The organism is Rhizobium tumorigenes, assembly GCF_003240565.2.
GTDB lineage: Bacteria > Pseudomonadota > Alphaproteobacteria > Rhizobiales > Rhizobiaceae > Rhizobium > Rhizobium tumorigenes.
On record NZ_CP117255.1, the window covers coordinates 160,880 to 180,498 of the forward strand.

The 19,619-nt window shown below is 61.8% G+C and carries 13 protein-coding genes; 3 read left to right on the forward strand and 10 right to left on the reverse strand.

Annotated elements, in window-relative coordinates:
* Nucleotides 1-98 precede the first annotated feature (98 nt).
* The gene (locus PR017_RS00850; protein ID WP_111216692.1) at nucleotides 99-557 is read left to right on the forward strand and encodes a hypothetical protein; all 459 of its coding nucleotides are present in this window, start codon (nucleotides 99-101) and stop codon (nucleotides 555-557) included.
* 28 nt (nucleotides 558-585) lie between these two features.
* Here PR017_RS00850 and PR017_RS00855 read toward each other — a convergent pair whose 3' ends face one another.
* A complete protein-coding gene (locus PR017_RS00855; protein WP_111216694.1) occupies nucleotides 586-1,047 on the reverse strand; it encodes a carboxymuconolactone decarboxylase family protein in 462 nt (153 codons plus the stop codon).
* Between the two features lie 23 nt (nucleotides 1,048-1,070).
* The gene (locus PR017_RS00860) at nucleotides 1,071-1,571 is read right to left on the reverse strand and encodes an RrF2 family transcriptional regulator (RefSeq protein WP_111216696.1); all 501 of its coding nucleotides are present in this window, start codon (nucleotides 1,569-1,571) and stop codon (nucleotides 1,071-1,073) included.
* Nucleotides 1,572-1,710: 139 nt separating this feature from the next.
* Here PR017_RS00860 and PR017_RS00865 point away from each other — a divergent pair, with 139 nt between their 5' ends.
* Nucleotides 1,711-4,221, forward strand: coding sequence for a ligase-associated DNA damage response DEXH box helicase (locus PR017_RS00865; protein WP_111216698.1), 2,511 nt, complete (start codon nucleotides 1,711-1,713; stop codon nucleotides 4,219-4,221).
* Between the two features lie 83 nt (nucleotides 4,222-4,304).
* Nucleotides 4,305-5,033, forward strand: coding sequence for a ligase-associated DNA damage response endonuclease PdeM (gene pdeM, locus PR017_RS00870; protein ID WP_111216699.1), 729 nt, complete (start codon nucleotides 4,305-4,307; stop codon nucleotides 5,031-5,033).
* Between the two features lie 25 nt (nucleotides 5,034-5,058).
* Here pdeM and PR017_RS00875 read toward each other — a convergent pair whose 3' ends face one another.
* From PR017_RS00875 to PR017_RS00910, 8 genes are all read right to left on the reverse strand, one after another.
* A complete protein-coding gene (locus PR017_RS00875; protein WP_111216701.1) occupies nucleotides 5,059-6,348 on the reverse strand; it encodes a histidine-type phosphatase in 1,290 nt (429 codons plus the stop codon).
* A 232-nt stretch (nucleotides 6,349-6,580) separates the two neighbouring features.
* Nucleotides 6,581-7,555, reverse strand: a complete 975-nt coding sequence (locus tag PR017_RS00880; RefSeq protein ID WP_111216703.1) for a L,D-transpeptidase family protein — start codon at nucleotides 7,553-7,555, stop codon at nucleotides 6,581-6,583.
* Between the two features lie 135 nt (nucleotides 7,556-7,690).
* On the reverse strand, nucleotides 7,691-8,491 hold the full coding sequence (locus PR017_RS00885; RefSeq protein ID WP_111216979.1) for a TIGR02186 family protein: 801 nt from the start codon (nucleotides 8,489-8,491) through the stop codon (nucleotides 7,691-7,693).
* Nucleotides 8,491-9,414 carry a sulfite exporter TauE/SafE family protein gene (locus PR017_RS00890; protein WP_111216705.1) on the reverse strand — a complete coding sequence of 308 codons (924 nt, stop codon included), beginning with the start codon at nucleotides 9,412-9,414 and terminating at the stop codon, nucleotides 8,491-8,493. Before PR017_RS00890 ends, PR017_RS00885 begins: the two co-directional genes overlap by 1 nt.
* A 522-nt stretch (nucleotides 9,415-9,936) precedes the next feature.
* The gene (locus tag PR017_RS00895) at nucleotides 9,937-10,809 is read right to left on the reverse strand and encodes a prohibitin family protein (RefSeq protein ID WP_111216709.1); all 873 of its coding nucleotides are present in this window, start codon (nucleotides 10,807-10,809) and stop codon (nucleotides 9,937-9,939) included.
* 182 nt (nucleotides 10,810-10,991) lie between these two features.
* Nucleotides 10,992-14,144, reverse strand: a complete 3,153-nt coding sequence (locus PR017_RS00900) for an efflux RND transporter permease subunit (protein WP_111216711.1) — start codon at nucleotides 14,142-14,144, stop codon at nucleotides 10,992-10,994.
* The gene (locus PR017_RS00905; RefSeq protein WP_240538836.1) at nucleotides 14,141-15,301 is read right to left on the reverse strand and encodes an efflux RND transporter periplasmic adaptor subunit; all 1,161 of its coding nucleotides are present in this window, start codon (nucleotides 15,299-15,301) and stop codon (nucleotides 14,141-14,143) included. Before PR017_RS00905 ends, PR017_RS00900 begins: the two co-directional genes overlap by 4 nt.
* A gap of 195 nt (nucleotides 15,302-15,496) precedes the next feature.
* Entirely contained in the window at nucleotides 15,497-19,330 is a 3,834-nt protein-coding gene (locus PR017_RS00910; protein ID WP_111216713.1) for an SEL1-like repeat protein, read from the reverse strand.
* Between the last annotated feature and the right edge of the window lie 289 nt (nucleotides 19,331-19,619).

The following is a 19,619-nucleotide window of genomic DNA, read 5'->3' on the forward strand; positions in this document are numbered from 1 at the left end:
TAGATAGTGGAAAGTCTGGCGTCCCGGGCGGCGGGAGGTTATCGCTTGGCCAAATGACTGGCGCGTACAGTCGCAAGCCAATTGGAAAAGACACAGGCATGAGCAGTTTCATCCCGTCACCCCTGATACAGGAAAATATCAATTCGGCCGTGGATTGGATGACTGCGGATGACGACTTCCTGGCGGAGGTGCATCTCAGCACGCCGACGGGGAGGACGGTGCTCAGTTTCGGCGACACGCAGATGCATGGCGGTGTCGCTAGGCTGAAGGCCCTCTTCAAGGCAATCTCAACGGGCAAGGACCATATCAAGTCGGTCCCTCTGAAACAGAGGTTCCTCTTCAAGCTCGACCATGCCGGTCGCGGCAACCACGCACTGGCAAAGGATCTACGGGAGACATTGGCATGGGCCGATGCCAACGGGCTGATCACCAGCGGCATGATCTTCAATCAACTGCTCAGCAAAAACATCGCCGAAGGTTTTGTCTGGTTCGGTTTCCCCGACCCGCAAAAGGCAGTTCTGTTCAAGCAATCCGGCTACGAGCCCGCCTCTGTCTAGGTGGGCTCGTCTTTTCGGGGGGCTCTCTTCAAGCAGCCGCAGCGACCTTGTCGATCGGATGCTGGCCACGAAATCCGACAGCGAGACGGTTCCAGACGTTGATCGCGCCGATGGCCACGGTGATCTTGACCATTTCCTCATCTGAAAAGTGCTGGTGCAGATTTTCATAGGCATCGTCCGGGATGCCGGTCTGGGCAATGTTGGTAACCGCATCCGTCCAGCCAAGAAGTGCCCGTTCACGCGCATCGTAGACCGGTGATTCACGCCAGACGCTCAAAAGGTTGATCCATTGTTCTCCGAGACCGTCATGGCGCGCTTCCTTCACATGCATGTCCACACAGAAAGCGCAGCCGTTGATCATTGAGGCTCGCAGCTTGATCAGGTGGATGAGACGCTTTTCCAGGCCCGAGTTCTGCACATGCACTTCCAGGGCCGACACGGCCTTATAGGACGACGGGGAGGCTTCAAAGTAATTGAGGCGTGGTTGCATGATAGTCTCCTGGGGTTGGAGCCTCAGCGGCTCGTCTTGCGTTCATGGATCGCGAGAAAAGCACAGCCTCTGGCCGCAATGCTTCCGTCGTCGATGTCTGTCAGTTCCACGATAAGGTCGGCAATCGTAGTCTTGGCCAGCTCTGCCCGGTACACGCGCTCTGCCCGCAACATCGCCGAAGAGATGTTGCACGGCTGCGCGAAGAAGCGCGACGATACCGGGTTCGGTCCGCGCTGGCGTATTTCGTTGCAGCGAAAGGCCGGCGCGGGACCTTCGACTGCCAGAACGACATCGAGCAGGGTAATCTCGGACTTTACTCTCGCCAGCCGGTAACCGCCCTTCGGACCCGGCAGCGTACTGACGATGCCGGCGTTCGAAAGCGCCTGGAGATGCTTCAATAGATAGCTGGTCGATACGCCATGAAACTCGGCAAGCGCGGCCGCAGACAGCACGCCGCCCTCTGAAAGGCCAGCCAGCATCGCCACGCAATGGAGTGCCTGCTCGACCCCGTCACCCAGTTTCATGATATCCTCCCTCAATCGCGGATAAATTATATCCACGAATGGGCGATGTCAAGCGCGATGATTGGCTTTCTGCCTGAAGGTGATGCGCTGAAGCCTCTTCTCGCTAGGATTTGGCGTTATCTGAACTACATATGGTCACGTGGATCGCATCGAGACTGAGACGCTACTGGCCCTACCCATTCCCTTCACACGCTGGTTTGCGGAGAAGGGCTGGCAGCCCCGTGCCCACCAGCTCGAACTTCTGGCCCGCGCTGAAGCTGGCCAAAGCACGCTGCTGATCGCCCCAACAGGCGCCGGCAAGACGCTGGCCGGTTTTCTGCCCTCGCTGACCGACCTGACGCGGCGCGGAAAGATACCGCCCGGATCGGCCTTCACGGGTATCCACACGCTCTATATTTCGCCGCTCAAGGCGCTGGCCGTCGATATCGAGCGCAACCTGATGAAGCCTGTCGAGGAGATGGGCCTGCCGGTGACCGTCGAGAACCGCACCGGCGATACGCCGAGCGCCAAACGCCAGCGCCAGAAGCTGTCGCCGCCGGACATCCTGCTCACCACACCTGAACAGGTGGCGCTATTGCTCGCCAATGGTCAGGCCCAGCGCTTCTTCGGCGATCTGAAATATATCGTCCTTGACGAGTTGCACTCGCTGGTCTCCTCGAAGCGCGGCCACATGCTGTCGCTGGGGCTGGCGCGGTTGCGGAGGCTGGCGCCTGGGCTGCAGACAATCGGCCTGTCCGCCACCGTTTCCGACCCCATGGAACTGCAGAAATGGCTGGTCGGCCAGCGCGAGGGCGAGGATCGCCATGCTGGCCTTGTCACTGTCGCCGGCGGCGCCAAGCCTGATATCTCCATCCTTGCCAGCGAAGAGCGCATCCCCTGGGCCGGCCATTCGGCGAAATACGCCATCCCCGACGTCTACAGCCAGTTGCTCGACCACAAGACGACGCTGCTCTTTGTCAACACCCGTAGCCAGGCGGAAATGCTGTTTCAGGAACTCTGGACGGTCAACGACGACAATCTGCCGATCGCTCTGCATCATGGTTCGCTCGATGTCGGCCAGCGCCGCAAGGTCGAGGCGGCGATGGCGGCCAACAAGCTGCGCGCCGTTGTCGCCACATCGACCCTCGACCTCGGGATCGACTGGGGCGATGTCGATCTCGTCATTCACGTCGGTGCGCCCAAGGGGGCCTCGCGGCTGGCGCAGCGCATCGGCCGCTCAAACCACCGCATGGACGAGCCGTCGAAGGCGATCCTCGTGCCGGCCAATCGCTTTGAGGTGATGGAGTGCCAGGCCGCTCTCGATGCCAATTATATCGGCGCACAGGACACCCCGCCGGTAGGCCAGGGCACGCTCGACGTGCTGGCCCAGCACGTGCTCGGCATGGCCTGCGCCGAGCCCTTCGATCCGCTCGAACTGTTCGACGAAATCACCAGCGCCTCTCCCTATGCCTATCTGTCCTGGGAGACCTTCGAGCAGATTGTCGATTTCGTCGCGACCGGCGGTTACGCGCTGCGCGCCTATGAGCGCTATGCCCGCATCCGCAAGATGGAGGACGGTCGCTGGCGCATCTCCAATCCGGCTGTTGCGCAGCAATACCGCCTGAACTCGGGCACCATCGTCGAATCGCCGATGTTGAACCTGAAGATGGTCAAGCGCGGCGCTGGCGGGCGTATCGGACGAGGCGGAGCAACGCTCGGCAAGATGGAGGAGTATTTTTTCGAGCAACTTTCCCCGGGCGACACGTTCATCTTCTCGGGCAAGGTGCTGCGCTTCGAGGGTATCCGTGAAAACGAGGCGCTGGCCAGCCAGGCCTATTCCAACGACCCGAAGATCCCCTCTTACAATGGCGGCAAGTTCCCGCTGTCGACCTATCTCGCTGACCAGGTCCGCTCGATGCTGGCCGATCCCGACCGCTGGCACGAGCTGCCGGACCAAGTGCGCGACTGGCTGGCCCTGCAGCGGGAAAAGTCGATGGTGCCGAAACGCGACGAGCTCCTGATCGAAACATTTCCGCGCGGCAGCCGCGCTTACATGGTGGCCTATCCCTTCGAGGGGCGGCTGGCCCACCAGACGCTCGGCATGCTGCTGACCCGGCGGCTGGAGCGTGCCGGCGCCAAGCCGCTCGGCTTCGTCGCCACAGATTATTCGCTCGGCATCTGGGGGTTGGAGGACATGGGCCAGATGATCGCCACCGGCCGCCTCAGCCTTTCCGCGCTGTTCGACGAGGACATGCTGGGTGACGATCTCGAGGAATGGCTGGATGAGTCCTTCCTCCTGAAGCGCACCTTCCGCAATTGCGCTGTCATCTCCGGCCTGATCGAACGTCGCCATCCCGGCAAGGAAAAGTCCGGCCGCCAGGTGACTGTGTCGGCTGATCTGATCTATGACGTGTTGCGCAGCCACGAGCCCGATCACATCCTGCTTCAGGCGACGCGGCAGGATGCGGCAACGGGGCTTTTGGATATTGCCCGGCTTGGCGATATGCTGAGGCGAATCAAGGGCCACATTACCCACCGGGCGCTCGACCACATTTCGCCGCTGGCCGTACCGGTCATGCTCGAAATTGGCCGGGAATCCGTTCCGGGAGAGGCCCATGACGCCCTGCTGGCCGAAGCTGCCGACGATCTGATCGCCGAGGCGCTTAGCTGACGGGGGTTGGAATGGCGGCGCGAGAGTTTACCCTCCCGCGTCCCGACAGGCACCGGCATGAATGAAACTTGGAAAGCGGACTATTGATAACCCGACTGGCGCTCGCGCGCGACATGACCGGCCTTGCCACATCAGCCGGCGCGGAAACCAGCGTCCATGGCGTTGCGGCTGTCTGCGATCCCCTGGGTGGCCTCTACCTGCCGGATGCGGGTATCCTCGTCGTCTCGGACCTGCATCTCGAGAAGGGTGCAGCATTCGCCCGGCGCGGCATGATGCTGCCACCTTACGACACACTGGCGACGCTGACGGTGTTGTCCGCCGTCATTGCCCGCTACGATCCGAAACTGGTGATCTCGCTTGGCGACAATTTCCATGATCGCAAGGGATCGGCCCTGATGCCGGAGGCTTTCCGGACGCTGATCTCGGGCATGGCCCGCGGTCGCGAATGGATATGGATCAACGGTAACCACGACCCTGATGGCACAACCGGTCTTCCAGGCCATTCGCTCGACGAACTTGTCCACAGCGGCCTGACATTCCGGCACGAACCGAAGGCTGGCCGACAGGCCGGAGAGATCGCCGGCCACCTGCATCCCTCGGCCACTGTGCGCAGACGGGAGAAATCGATCCGCCGCCCTTGCTTTGCAACGGACGGAGGTCGCATGCTGATGCCGGCTTTCGGCCTGATGAGTGGCGGCCTCGATCTCGGGCACAAGGCGATGGCCGGCTTGTTCGACCACCCGTCGCTGGTTGCCCACCTGCTTGGGCGGGACCGTATCTATTCAGTCCGGTATGCGAGCCTCATCGGCTAATCGAGATCCTGCGGAATTCCCGTTGTCAGTGGTAAGTTTGGCTGGCCACAGCCGTCATATCGAGCTTCGGTCGTGCCAGGGCCAGGAAGCGATCGAGCGGGCAGGCACCCTCGACGCTCTCGCTTTCGCAGCCGGGCATCGCTATCTCTGCCTGGAGCGGCGGCGAGGCTGCATCGATCGTGGAGGCATCACGAATCTGATCCAGGGTCGGTGCAATGAAGCCGAGACGGACATAGGCCTTGCCCGCGCCATCGCGCAACCGCTCGAAGGTCAGCGCCCCGGTCGGCGGCGTTTCGTCGTCCAGATAGGGCGGAATGTGCCAGTGCAGACCAAGAAGCGCCGCGATTTCGGCCTGTTGGGTATCGCTGCCCATGAAGAGCAGGAAGTTGGCGTTCGGTGGTCCTTCCGCTGATTTCGCGTCCTTCGGGTCGGCAGCGATGGCGAGCAGCACCTGGTTGAGGAAATTCGAAACGTCGCGCGCCGCGAGGTAGGGTACGCGGTTGCCGATATCGTATTTGACCTGGCGCAGCAGCGACAGGCGGATGATGTCGGCAGCGCTCGATGCCTTGCCGAAGGCCACCTGGTCTGCAGGAAAACCATTAACATATTGCAGCAGGAAAACCTGCACGATCGTGCCGGCTTCGACGATGGGTCCCTTCATGGAAACGCTTGCCGGCTTTCCGTCCTTTGCCGCCTTGGTCTCGATCGTCCAGGGCCGCTGTTCCATCGAGCAGGCAGGCGTCGCGCATCCGAGGATGGTGTCGAGCTCCTTCATCAAGGGCGCCGCCTTTGCCTTCATCGCATCGAAACTGCCGCCGGCCGTGCCTCGGATGGCAGCTTCCGCCTTGGCCGGATCGACGGCCCCAAGGGAGGTTTCCGAGGCCGCGTAAAGCGCGTCGACATCCTTGGTCCTGTTGAACCCGACGGAAAGGCCGCAGCCGGGGAACATCGCCGATAGCAGCCCATTCCCGGTATCGATGGTGCGCTGGATGGCACCATTGGCCCAACCGAAGACGGAACCAGGGACAGGGCAACCGCTCTCGGGAACGAGGTTCTTGGCGCGCAGCATGGAAACCTCCCAGGCGGCGAGTTGCTCGGCCGCCACTTTTCCGTGCCCTGTCAGCATGCCGTCGGCGACGTCCCATGTCGGCCACTGCCGGGACGCGTAATGCAACAGCTCCTTGCTGCTGGTCTGCGGCCGGACGCCGTGGCGCATGACTGCGATGTACTTGTCTGGGGAAAGCGCGCCCGCGCCAGCGGGGCTCCCCGCAGCAGCAAACATCATGCTGGCGATAACGATGGATTTCAACAACATGGTTGCTCCGTGGGAAAAGAGCGACCGGCCGCGTTACTGCAACGAAAAATGCCGCTCCGGCCAGAAGGTGACCGAAGCGGCATGTAATAGGATTACGTGAACATTGAGCGACAGTTTTGTGGCGGACGTGACCAAGCAACGTTGTGGCAGATGCCGCGTCGGTGTCTATGAAAGGACCGTCAGACTATGCGTTGCCGGCTCCGCGCAGGCAGTGCTGCCGGCACGGGCTCGATCAGTTGTCGAATTCAACGACCACGCCGGGTTTGACCATGCCGGCCAGTTCTTCGGCATCCCAGTTCGTCAGGCGGACGCAACCGTGTGATCCGACCTTGCCGATAAGGTCGGGCTCTGGCGTCCCGTGGATGCCGTAGGTCGGTTCTGTGAGATCGATCCAGACGCTGCCTACAGGGCCGTTCGGGCCCTTGGGTATCGTCAGCACCTTGTCGTTCTTGCCCTGCTTGAAATTCTTGTCCGGATCGTAGCGGTAGACCGGGTTGCGGGCGACGCCCTTGACCTTGTGCAGTCCCTTTGGCGATGGATTTTCCTCGCTGCCCACTGTCGCAGGATAGACGGCGATCGGCTTGCCTTCGGCGTTATAGGCAAAAACCTGGCCGCTCTTCTTGTTGGCTTCAATGCGCTTGACCTGGCCCTGCATCGGCGGACCCGGCATCACTACTTGGATCGTCTTGCCGACCATGAAATCATTGCCTTCATTGAGTTTTTCCAGCAGCGCCTGGGCCATGTGGAAGCGCTCCGATAGCTTCTCGGCGACGCTGGTGTAGCCCATGCTCTCCATCTTGGCTTTTTCGGCGTAATCAGTCGGAATGTGATCGACGATGCCGGTGGCATCGTCAGCTGTGATCACGTAGCTCTCGATCACCGGCGCCTTGGCATCGAGACGGCTGGTGACATCAGGTCCGACCTTGCCGTCGGTCGCAAGCCCGTTCATGGCCTCGAAGCCTGCGACCGCCTTGCTGACGTTCTCACCGTAGAAACCATCGATCACCCCCGGTGACGCGCCGGCGCGGTCGAGTAGCACCTGCAGGCGGACAATCGCCGGATCGGGATTGTCGGATGCCGTCGCCGGACGGTCCGCAGGGATCGACGCGAGCGACGAGGCATTGATTGCGTCGGGCTTCATCTCCTGAGCCGTTGCGGCAAAGGGGACGAGGAGGGCGAGGGTAGTGAGGAGCGCGGTTGTTTTCATGCTGCTCAATGGTCTCGAACCAATGTTGTTCCGTCGCCGCAGCATATATCGATGGTGCCTGCCTGCGACGGCCTGCAGTCCCTTGCAACGCAACGCAACCAAGGAGCTTCGCGCAGCACCGAAGTGCCGAGTTCTCTAGCTCTTTCTGAACACGAAGCTGGCCGTCCAGCCGGTCACAACGGCAAGGAACACTGCAAAGAAACCATAGGCGATCGGTTGCTCATGGGCTGCATCGGTGATGGTCTGTTCGATGCCGGTCTTGATCACACGCAGCGGCAGCGACTTCTCGGCGACGAACTTGCCGCTTTTGAACAGATAGGCGCGAACCGTGTGCACCCCGTTCGGCACGTTGGCCGGCAGGCGCAACGTTGCCTTGAACAGGCTGGAGCTGACGAAGCGGACGCCGCTCGGATCGCGGTCGTAGAGGCCGCCGCTCTCCTGCAGCCTCCGGAACGCATCGCGGAACTCACGCAGGTTTCCGACGTCGCCGACGAAACCGACAGGGTTGAGCGGAATATGATCGAGGCCGATGCCACGGTCGTTCAGTTCCAGAGGTGTCGTGACGCTGTCGACGGCACGTGTGCTCGACAGCGAATAGGCTTCCGGCACGCGCTCGAATGTCATCGACCGCGTGTTGACCCAGATGCCGAACACCCGCTGCTTCTTGCGCACCGTGGCATTCTCGCGCGGGCCTTCCAGCACAACGACGATGTCATACTGGCCGATGGCCAGCAGTAGCTGGTCGGTGTTGCCGAGTGCGCCGAAAATCGTCAGGTCGGCGCCGGCGAAATCCGAGGTGATGGCGATCTCGCTGGTCGAGGTGCCGATTTCCATCGTCTCGGGCAGGGGCGTCGCCGGTGCGTCGAGCATGACCTGGGCACTGGCGCCAAGCGGTGCCAGCAGCAAGGCGGCGGCAAGGACAAGGGTCCGTCCCATCATTGGCCGATACCCTCCAGCACAATGGAGTAAATATCGGTCGGCGTAACGATCAGCGCGATGGCAAGGCGCACGCCGACGGCGAGCACGAGAAGCCCGAGCAGGGCACGCAACTGCTCGCCGCGCAGCCGCTGGCCGACCCGCACGCCGTATTGCGCACCGATGACGCCGGCCACCATCAGCACGAATGCGAGCACGATATCGACGGAATAGTTGGTGGCTGCCTGGACGATGGTCGTATAGCCGGTGACAAAGATGACCTGGAACAGCGATGTACCGACCACGACATTGCTGGGGATGCGCAGAAGGTAGATCATCGCTGGAACCAGGATAAAGCCGCCGCCGATCCCCATCGGCGTCAGCACGCCGACGAAGAAACCGAGGCCGAAGACCGGAATGACACTGAGATAGAGTTTGGATTTCTTGAAACGCATTTTCAGCGGCAGCCGCTGCACCCAGTTATGGTGGCCGGGCCGCTTGGGCAGCGGCTTGCCCTTGCCGGCGGCACGTCGCAGCGCATTGATGCTCTCCCACAGCATCAGAGTCCCGACCGTGCCGAGCAGGAATACGTAGAGAAGCGAGATGATCAGGTCGATCTGGCCGACGCGCCGGAGGATCACGAAGACCCAGAGGCCAAGCGTCGAGCCGACAAGGCCGCCGGCAAGCAGGATCGATCCGAGCTTCAGATCCAGTGAGCCGCGCCTGAAATGGCTGATGGCACCTGAGACCGAGGAGGCAACGACCTGGTTGGAGCCTGTGGCGACGGCGACGATTGGGGGAATGTTGTAGAAGATCAGCAGTGGTGTGATCAAAAACCCGCCGCCGACGCCGAACATGCCCGACAGGAAGCCGACCGCCGCGCCCATGCCGAGGATGATGAAGATATTGACCGATAATTCCGCTATCGGCAGGTAAATCGTCACGGCCGGACCCCAAATGAACTGCGCTCGTTCAGCAAACCCGGCGCCTAATGAAATTTCCCCTTTGAACGCGCGACGCTCATACGAAACCCTAGCCGGAACCCGTTAAGGAACGTTTGGGTTTGGCGATGGTAAGTCAATCGACATTCCTGGGCAGAAGCATTTTTCCGAAGGGTGTGGCAAATGCCACAACGTCGGTCACTGCGCAGGAATGCGGTCGTTCAGCGCGCTTTCTGGAACATGTCGAAAGACAGCGAGAGAACAAATCCGACCACAAACAGAATTCCAAATGATGATAGCGAGTATTTTACGCTGTCATCCGGAAATGCAATTCCCCAAAGATGCTGCGCCCCGACAATAGTCAGGCTGATGATCAACGACCTCAACGCGATGAGGGCAACATGACGCAAATCAGCACTCCGGATTGGGCGCCCCACGATGTGGGGCATGGAGGCCGCGACGACGAGGCTTCACGAGGAGAATATCTTCCCGCAAGCAAAGCGCGTCAATGGTCGGCGGACCTGGCTACCGGACGCCGATGAACGGCAAGGCGCCGCCTGGCGTCATCGAGGTAGGCAATTTGCCGTCCCAACCATTGCCGATAGCCTGGTATTGAATAAGCGCAGGGTTGTCGCGGAGAGCCTCTCCCTTGGCCCGGATGGCGTTCGCATCGGCCTCGCCGCGAAGCGTGATGGCTTTGGCCTGGGCGGTTGCGAGTGCAAGCTGACTATCCGCATCGGCCTGCGCCTTGGTGACGGTGATCTGCGCCAGCTGCTTTTCGTTCTGCGCCTTCTGTGCCGATTTCTGAACCTCGACTTCCGCTGTCATGCGGGCTTCGATGGCTTCCTCGTATGGCTTCGAGAACTTGATGTTTTCAAGCTGCACGCCTTCGATCATGACCGGCCCCTTGACGGAGTCGCTGAGCGCCTGGCGGATATCGGTGTTGAGCTTGTCGCGCTGGCTGATGGCCGTTGCCGCCGTGTAGTGTCCAAAGACGTTTTTGACCTGCTGCTGGATGCGCGGACGGATCAGGCGGTCGGCAAGGCCCTCGGCGCTGCCGAACTGGCTATAGACATCGACGACCTGCGAAGGCGTGATGCTGTAATTGACGGAAAGCTGCATATGGGCAGGCTGCTGGTCCTGCGAGTAGGCTTCCGTGTCTTCGATCTTGATGATCTGTGTCTGGACCGGGAAGCGCGTAACGACCGTGACGAACGGCGTCTTGAAACCAAGGCCCGGATCCGCCGTGCCAACGACTGCACCGAAGCGCGTGATCACGCCGCGCTCGCCCTGATCGATCGTGTACCAGGAGCCCAGGATAACCGGCAGTACGACCAGCGCGATGGCTGCGACGCTGGCAATAAGTTTGAGCGGTATGCGTGAAGCACTTTCGGTCATGGTTGTTCTCATTGTCATTTGCGGCGGACGTTCACTGGGCCAGTAGCGGCATCGTCATATTATATGAAATAGACGAAGGCTCCATGGCAATGGCAGATGCTCGGCTCTCATGATGTCGCGACAATGCGCGGGGGCGTTCGATGGTATACTTTACCCCAACGACCCCGAACGCGCGTCGTGCATCACGCCGGAGAGGCGACACCTGCCTTCTGCTCTGGATGGCTGTTTGCGCGCCGTTTTCCCATTCGGTCGAGTAGCAGATAGATCACCGGGGTCGTGTAGAGTGTCAGGATCTGGCTGACGATCAGGCCGCCGACGATGGCGTAACCGAGGGGCTGGCGCAGTTCTGATCCCGCGCCATGTCCTATCGCCAAGGGAATTCCGCCGAGCAAGGCTGCCATCGTCGTCATCAGGATCGGCCTGAAACGCAGATGGGCGGCCTTGGTGATGGCCTGTTCGCTGGTCAGGCCCTCCTCTTTCTCTGCCTGGATGGCGAAATCCACCAGCATGATGCCGTTTTTCTTGACGATGCCGATCAGCAGGATGACGCCGATCATGGCGACGAGACCGAAGTCGAAGCCCGAAATCATCAGAGCCGCCAGCGCTCCGAGGCCTGCGGACGGCAGTGTCGACAGGATCGTCAGCGGATGCAGCAGGCTTTCATAGAGCACGCCGAGGATGATGTAGACGACGATCAGCGAAGCCAGGATGAGCAGCGGTACCGTCGCCAGCGACTCCTGGAAGGCCTTGGCGCTGCCGGAAAAGCTCGCCTGCAGCAATGCCGGTGGCTGCAATCCTTGTACCGCGGCCTCGATTGCCTGCGTTGCCTGTCCGAGCGCCACAGAGGGTGCCAGGTTGAACGAGATCGTCACTGCCGGCGATTGTCCCTGATGAGAGATCGAAACCGGCGACACCCCGTTTGTCGTCCACTTGGCAACAACCGACAGCGGAACCAGCGTGCCGCTGCTGGAGCGGACCGAAAGCTGGTCGAGCGTCGCGATCTTGCGCTGCAGGTCTGGCAGCACCTCGAGGATGACGTGGAAGGTATCGGTCTGCGTCGAATAGGACGCCACCTGCCGCTGTCCGAAGGCATCGTACAGGGTGTCGTCGATCGTCGCCGGCAGGACGCCGTAGAGCGAGGCTGCAGCCCGGTCGATATGGATCGACAGGTTGGGAGCCTCCGCTTGCTGGTCATTGCCGACGTCGCGCAGTTCCGGCAGGCTCTGCAGCTTGTTGGTCACCTTCGTTGCCCATTGCGAGAGCTCGTTGATGTTGCCGTCCTGCAGCGTATATTGATACTGGGTCTTGGCGGGACGCGCGCCGATGTTGATATCCTGCGCGGACTGCATAAAGAGCTTGATGCCCTGCTGCTGGTTGAGCGCAATACCAAGCCGCTGGATGACCTCCTTGGCGCTTGCGTCGCGCTCCGACAGCGGTTTCAGCGTGATATTGACATGGCCCTGGTTGAGCGCGTTGCCGCCATTGCCGCCGCCGACATCCATGAACACGCTATAGACCGCCGGGTCCTTGCGGATGATGGCGCTCACCCGCTCCTGCAGCTTGGCCATCTCGGTGTAGGAGATATCCGGCGAAGCCTGTGACTGGCCGGCAATGAAGCCCGTGTCCTGCTCGGGGAAAAAGCCTTTGGCGATAATGAAGAAGAGGTAGCCGGTCAGCGCGACCGTGCCGAGGAAAACGGTCAAAGTCACATAAGGGTGGCGAAGCACTCGCGCCAGGCTGCGAGCGTAAAGCGACAGCAGCCAGTCGAAGAAGGCTTCTCCTGCGCGGTAGAGGCGACCGTGCTGCTCCTTTGGAACCGGTTTGATGAAGCGCGATGCCAGCATAGGCGTCAGCGTCAGCGACACGAAAGCCGAAATTGCGATGGCAATCGTCAGTGTCACGGCGAACTCGCGGAACATCCGTCCGACGATACCGCCCATAAGCAGGATGGGGATGAGAACGGCGATCAGCGAAAGGCTGATGGAAATGATCGTGAAGCCGATCTCCCGCGCTCCCTTCCGGGCCGCTTCCTTCGGCTCCAGGCCCTCCTCGATCAGGCGGGTGATGTTTTCGAGCATGACGATCGCGTCGTCGACGACAAAGCCGACGGCCACCACCAGCGCCATGAGCGAGAGGTTGTCGAGGCTGAAACCCAGAACCCACATCGGTGCGAGCGATCCGACAAGGGCAATCGGCAGTGTAAGCGCCGGGATGATGGTTGCCCTGATATCCCGCAGGAACAGGAAGATCACCAGCACCACGAGCCCGATGGTCAGCATCAGCGTAAACTGGACATCCTCGACGGACGCCCGGATCGTCGATGTCCTGTCGGTCACGAGTTCCAGCTTGATAGCGCGTGGCAGCGATGCCTGCAGGGCGGGAAGCTGTGATTTGATTGCGTCGACGACACCGATGACGTTTGCGCCCGGTTGCCTGAATACGTCGAGGGCTATCCCTCGCTCGCCGTTCGTCCAGTGTGCCATCTTCGAATCTTCGGCACCATCGACAGCGTTGCCGATGTCGCGGATTCTGACCGGTCCGCCGTTGCGGTAGGCGATGACGGCATCGTTCCAGTCGGCCGACTTCGTAATTTGGTCGTTGGTGTAGATCGGAAAGGTCCGGGTCGGATCGTCGATGTTGCCCTTGGGGGCGCTGAGGCTGAGATTGCCGATGGCCGAGCGGACGTCTTCCAGCGTCACATCTGATTGCGCGAGGCGACCGGGATCGACGCCGATGCGGATCGCCGGCTTCTGCTTGCCGCCGATATTGACGTAAGCCACGCCGGAAACCTGGCCGATCTTGGTGGCAACGTTCCGTTCGATGTACTCGTCGAGCTCCGGCAGCGTCAGCGTATCCGAGGTCGCCGACAGCTGCATGACCGGCGCATCGGCGGGGTTGACCTTCCTGACGGTCGGCAGGGACGGCATGTCCTTCGGAAGCGTTGCGGACGCCTCGCTGATCGCCGTCTGCACGTCGCTTGCCGCTGTCTGTATGTCCTGGCTGAGTGCGAACTGGATGGTGATCGATGTGGTGCCGAGCGAGCTGCTCGACGTCATCTCGGTGATCCCGCTGACCCGGGAAAGCGCCTCCTCGATCGGCTGTGCAACGCTCGATGCCATCGTCTCCGGCGACGCGCCGGGAAGGCTTGCCGCGATCTGGATCGTTGGAAAGTCGATCTGCGGCAGCGCTGATACCGGCATCAGCGGATAGCAGATGGCGCCGACGAGGAAGATACCGGCCATGATGAGGCCAGTCGCGACGGGGTGATCGATAAAAAAGCTGAAGAAATTCGAGTCTTTAGGCTGAGCGGTCTGGGAGGGATCGGTGCCGCTCATGGGGATTTCTTCTCCGCAAGTTCTCCGGTCGTGGAACCGCTCCAGGGGGTGACGCTGACCTTGACGCCGTCGCCGATGCGCGACTGGCCGTCCATGACAACCTGATCGCCTTCCGAAATGCCCTTCGTTACCAAAGCACGGGCATCGGTCACGAAGGCGGAGACGACATCGCGTTTTTCAACCTTGCCGTCTTTTCCGACGACATAGGCATAGAGACCCGACGGGCCGCGCGCCAAAGCCTTGTCGGGCACCACGACGCCGTCGCGAACCTCGACCGTCAAGCGCGTCGCAACCGGCAGGCCGGGCCAAAGGCGGCTGTCGCCATTGTCGAAATTGGCACGAAGGTGGATCGACCCGTTGCTTGCATCGACTGAATTGTCGATTACCGAGAGCGTGCCCTTGGCAAGTTGCCGGGTGCCATCGGTTGCCGATACCTCGACCTCGGCAATGCCCTGTTTCAGCGCATCTCGGATTTCCGCAAACCGATCGCCGGGAGCAACGAACGACACGCCGATGGGATCCATTTGGGTGATGGTCACGATCCCCGTCGACGAACTCGCGCTGATGACGCTGCCCGTGTCGACCTGGCGAAATCCGGTGCGGCCGGTGAAAGGGGCGACGATGGTCGCAAATCCGAGCTGGGTCTCGGCGTTCTTGATCGCCGCATCGTCGTACTGGACGGCGGCGAAAAGCTGGTCGCTGGACGCATTTTTCTGCTCGACGGTTGCAGTGGACGCGATCCCCTTTTGCGCAAGGCCTGCATATCTCTCCGCATCCGCCTTGGCGCTGCGCAGCTGCGCCTCGTCCTGGGCTTTTTTCGCCTTGGCAGACGTCAGGTCGGATACCAGCTGACGGTCATCCAGCCGCAGCAGGAGGCTTCCCTTCTCGACGATCTCCCCCTCGGCAAATGGGATTTCCATCACTTGGCCGTCTATGCGCGGACGCACCGAAACTGACTGGAGCGAAGACACCGTTCCGATGCCGTTGATGACCCTGTGGATGGTTTCGCGCTTGGCGGTGATTGCCGTGACCGGGATTGGCGGCGCTTCCGTCGGTTCAGTATCCGCAGCAAAAGCGCTACTGATGGGTTGGAGGATAAGAGCCGCAGCCAGAATGGCCATGCCACGACACGCAGACGTCAGCGCAAAAAACTTCATTCGCCACCCTTGCTTGGATTTTGCTCGGTAACGCAGCAATCCCGCTTTGGTTCGTTCCGGTTAACTTTATGAGATTTGGGTGATCTATGCCGCCAGTGATGCGGGGCTGAAGAAGCCGACTTTTCTTGACAATCTGGATACAAAAAAGCCCGACAGGATTTCTCCGGCCGGGCATTTGCGGAAGACTTGTCGGTCTCAGGCGGGCTTGTTGCGGGCCAGCAGCTGCTTGACGACCTGATCGGTGATCTTGCCGTCTGGCGTCAGACCGACCGATTTCTGGAAGCTTTTCAGCGCTGAAACGGTCTTGTCGCCCATGTTGCCGTCAGGCGTGCCGGCGTCGAAGCCGTTGTTGTTGAGAATCGCCTGAATGTTGCGGACAGCCTTTTTCATATCGACCGAGCCGGTGTGGACGCTTTTGCCGGCCCATGCATCGGGAATGTCGGCGCGGTTGCTCTTGTCGTCCAGTGGCTGCTGCTTCCAGAGATCGACCTTTTCCTTGGCTGCCTGCAACTGGTCTGGCTTCAGGGAGTTGGCCACTTCATCGCGCTTCTGTGCCGCATCCTTGTCGCCGCCCTTGGCGGCGATGGCGAACCACTTGTAGGATTCTGTGAGATCCTGCTTCACGCCGTTGCCGCGCGCATAAAGGATGGCGAGGTTGAACTGGCTGTCGGAGACGCCGAAATTGGCGGCTTTTGTGAACCAGTCGACGGCTGCGGCATAATCCTGCGCGCCGGCGGCGCCGGATGCGAACAGAACCGCCAGATTGTGCATGGCGCTGGCGTTCCCCTGGTCGGCTGCCAGCTGGTAATATTGCTTGGCTTTTGCGAGGTCCCGGTCGAGACCATTGCCCTTTTCATACATGCTGGCGAGACGGTACTGCGCGGGGGCAAAGCCCTTGTCGGCAGAGAGCTGGTACCAGCTTGCCGCCTGCTTCAGATCGGTCGGCAAACCACGGCCTTCGGTAAAGCGTGCGCCGATCTCGAACAGTGCCAGAGCATCGCCCTGGCGGGCTGCATCGGCAAGAGCCGGCGGCTGGATGCTGTCGGGAACGGCGATGACGGCAGCCGGAGCTGCCGGTGTCGTCGCATCGCCTGCGGTGTTGGCTGCAGCGACGTCCGGAGCGGTTGTCGCTGACCGCGTCGCATTTGCCATTCCCGGCGCAGGTGCGCCCGGCGAGGCCAGCGGCTGGCTGGCGGGATCGCTGCCGGCCGGAACGGGGGATGTCAGCGGATCAGCCGACGTCGCCATGCCAGCCTGCGCTGGCGCGACCTGTGTCGGGCCAGTGGCGGGCTGTGGCTGAGCGGCGGCTGCAGGATCGGTTGCTGCTGGCGCCGGGGTCGCCGCCGAGGTCAAGGCGGACACTTCGGCGGGTGCCGGTGCCTGCTTGCCGGTCAACGAGTGGACCACCGGAAACGCCATCAGCGCCAGCAATGCAGCCCCGACGGCGAGCAGGATCGGGCGGCGGTAGCGCGCGAAAGTTCCCGTCTTGCCGGGGCCCTTGACTGTGGGTGCCGTTCGCGACTGGTCGACCTCCATGGCAGCGGCCTGGGCAGCGCGGCGGGCGGCGGCGATGTAGTCGGCGCGTTCGTTTTCGGTCTGTGGCTTGCTTGCGCCATTGCGGGCAGCATTCTGGCTCGCCCGTACCCTTTCGAGGATCTTCTTGATATCCGGCGCGCCGGAGCCGGGCTCCAGCAATTCGTTGGCCTCGTCGGCATGCATCATGTCGCCCGAATCGATCGACGGCGTCGGGTCGATCACCTGGCGGTCGGTCGAGGCCTCTGTTTCTGCCTTGCGGCCCGGTCGCAGACGCTTGCCGAGGGCTGCAAACAGGCTCGGCTTGCCGCCTTCGCTTTTGACCGCCGCCTTGATGCGCGCCTTGGTTTCGGCATCCATCGGAATTGCGTCGGCATTGGTGACCTCAGCTACGCCCGGTACTGCAGTATCGGCAGCGGCTCGCGCCGCAGCGACGGTTGCCATCGGCACTGCAGCGGATGCGGTGCGGATCACCGGTCCGCTTTTCTGCGAAGGGGCGGCAGCACGGGCTTGCGGCCCATCGGCATATTCGAGCGGCGGCGGGTTGAACTCGGCGACCGGCATGCGGGCGGCGGGCTTGCTGCGCTCCATGTTGTCGAGACGGTCGGCGATCTGGACCAGCGTGTTGTGCAGGGCTTCGAATGTGCGGTGCGTGCGCTCGTCGCTGCTGCGGCTGATGTCCTCGAGGTGACGAAGGTCCTCGGCCAGCGCTGCCAATGCGGACATCTCGGCCGCAGGTGCCGCGCCGTTCATGGCGCCCTGCCGGGAATAGGCCTGCACGACAGTCTCGGCTGCCTGCCGAGCAGCTTCGATGACATATTCGTCGTTGGTGCTCATGTAGTCTTCGATCGCGCTCATGCGCTGGTCGAATTCGACTGGAAAACCGTTGCGCGGCTCGCTCAAAAGTTCGGAGAGGTGGGCGATCTGATCTTCCAGCCCGCGCAGGGCCAGACTGTCGGTGGGTGCTGCGGCAGTGCTTTCCTCCAGCCGGGAAGCGATATCGGCAAGCCGGCTCTCGAGCCTGACGACGACCGTCTCGTCGAAGGCCGACGCCGGCGGATGCATGTCGATCTGGTCGATACGGCGGGCCAGTTGCTCCAGCCGTTCGGCCAGCACGTCGTTGACCGCACCCTGGTCGAGCGCGTCGATCTTGCGCGAGATATCGCTGAGGTGAACGGTGAGATCCGGCTGCGGCGCCTGGCTGTATGAGCTTTCCATCAGCCGCGACAGCTCGTTCAGTCGTTCTTCGAGGTTGATCGCGGTTTCTGCATGAGCCATGTCGTCGATGCGGCTGCTGAGGCCCTCGATACGGCTTGCCAGATCCATCGTCGGCTCGAAGCGCAGCATGGCTTCGCTGCTCATCACATCGATCTGGTCGGCGAGGCTGCTGATACGGTTCTCCAGGCGCTGGATCAGCGCCGGATCGGCCGTGTTCGCGGTGCTGCGTCCGCTAGCGGCGATCGCCCGGCTGATTTCGTCGAGGCGGGTATCGATTGCGGTGAACTGCTCGGTCATGGCGCGGTCGCGCGGCTGCATGAGGTTGCCGAACTGCTCCATGGCGGTGGCAATGGAAATAAGCTTTTCTTCCAGCGCATGCACCGCAGGGCTATCGTTCATGCCTCCGAGCTGCCGCTTGATATCGTCGATGCGGTAGGCCAGCGCGACAAGCTCTTCCTGCAGGCCGGATGTGTCAATTGCCTGCAGCCGGTCTTCCACGCTGTCCCAGCGGCTCTCCATCCCCCGCACGGATTCCTCGCGGGCAAGCCCGTCCATCAGCGCGCGAAGATCGTCGAACTCTGCCTTCAGGGCGGCGGCCTCGGAGCCGTGGCTTGCACCGGTGTTTGCCAGCTGGTCGATGCTGTCGGCAAGACGCGTCAGATCGGCGCGCATGCTGTCTGCGAAATTATGGTCTTCGGCCACGCCCTTGATCGTGCGGATCTCGGCGCGGAGTGCGCCCATCTCGCGCGCTACCCCGTCTGCGATGTCTTTCTTGAGGTCGTGGCGTAGGCTGACCAGCGCCTGGGCGATCTCGGTCATCGCATCCGCTGCAGGGCGGCTATCGGCCGCAACGCGGGCCACGGGCTGGCGCGAGGCTACGGGTTCTCCGGAGCGCGGTGCGAGCGGCGGACGGACGGGTGCCTCTTGCTCCACGGCCTGGCTGCGGTCGCGGCTGGCTCCGAGTATGCGCTGGCGCTGGCGGATTTCGGCAAAGGGATCTGCGCGTGGAGCTGGCGCCGGTGCTTCGGCGCGCGACGGCCTGTCGTTAGCCTCGCGGCTGGCAACAGCACGATCCAGGCGATTGGATCTCTCTGCAAGCGCCGGGCGCGCTGCAGATTGCACGGCCGCCGCTGGTGCCTGCGGGCGCGGCGTTTCCAGGCCGCCTGCTGCGCCCATCAGACCCTCGATGCGAGCCTCCAGACCCTCGATCGTGCGGCTGAGTGCATCGAGAGCCGTCCTGTCGTTCATCAGGGGAGGATGTGATGGAGATCCGCTCATCGTGTTGCTCACTTCGACATTTGACCCTTGCGGGCTGTTTCCCCCGGTACTCGCGCCGCTGCCATCGAAAACTGCAGTGACTGAAGAGCACCAGACGCAAGGGCGTATTACGGTACGCATTCCTGTGACCGGTGGAGATCGCTGTATTCCAAAAATCTAAACTACGGCATGGAATACGGATCACTCCGCTCACGCCGCAAAATTCGCAAAACGTGGTAAAGAACCCGTTAACTTTCCCGAAAATTTCTTTAACCTTTGTTCTCTGCGCATCAATCCGGGGATTGTGGGC

Coding starts and splice junctions, on each gene's coding strand:
- PR017_RS00895 (WP_111216709.1), bottom strand. CDS start 10,809: ATGACCGAAAGTGCTTCACGCATACCGCTCAAACTTATTGCCAGCGTC.
- PR017_RS00880 (WP_111216703.1), bottom strand. CDS start 7,555: ATGAAAACAACCGCGCTCCTCACTACCCTCGCCCTCCTCGTCCCCTTT.
- PR017_RS00850 (WP_111216692.1), top strand. CDS start 99: ATGAGCAGTTTCATCCCGTCACCCCTGATACAGGAAAATATCAATTCG.
- PR017_RS00855 (WP_111216694.1), bottom strand. CDS start 1,047: ATGCAACCACGCCTCAATTACTTTGAAGCCTCCCCGTCGTCCTATAAG.
- PR017_RS00910 (WP_111216713.1), bottom strand. CDS start 19,330: ATGAGCGGATCTCCATCACATCCTCCCCTGATGAACGACAGGACGGCT.
- PR017_RS00905 (WP_240538836.1), bottom strand. CDS start 15,301: ATGAAGTTTTTTGCGCTGACGTCTGCGTGTCGTGGCATGGCCATTCTG.
- PR017_RS00860 (WP_111216696.1), bottom strand. CDS start 1,571: ATGAAACTGGGTGACGGGGTCGAGCAGGCACTCCATTGCGTGGCGATG.
- PR017_RS00875 (WP_111216701.1), bottom strand. CDS start 6,348: ATGTTGTTGAAATCCATCGTTATCGCCAGCATGATGTTTGCTGCTGCG.
- PR017_RS00885 (WP_111216979.1), bottom strand. CDS start 8,491: ATGGGACGGACCCTTGTCCTTGCCGCCGCCTTGCTGCTGGCACCGCTT.
- PR017_RS00900 (WP_111216711.1), bottom strand. CDS start 14,144: ATGAGCGGCACCGATCCCTCCCAGACCGCTCAGCCTAAAGACTCGAAT.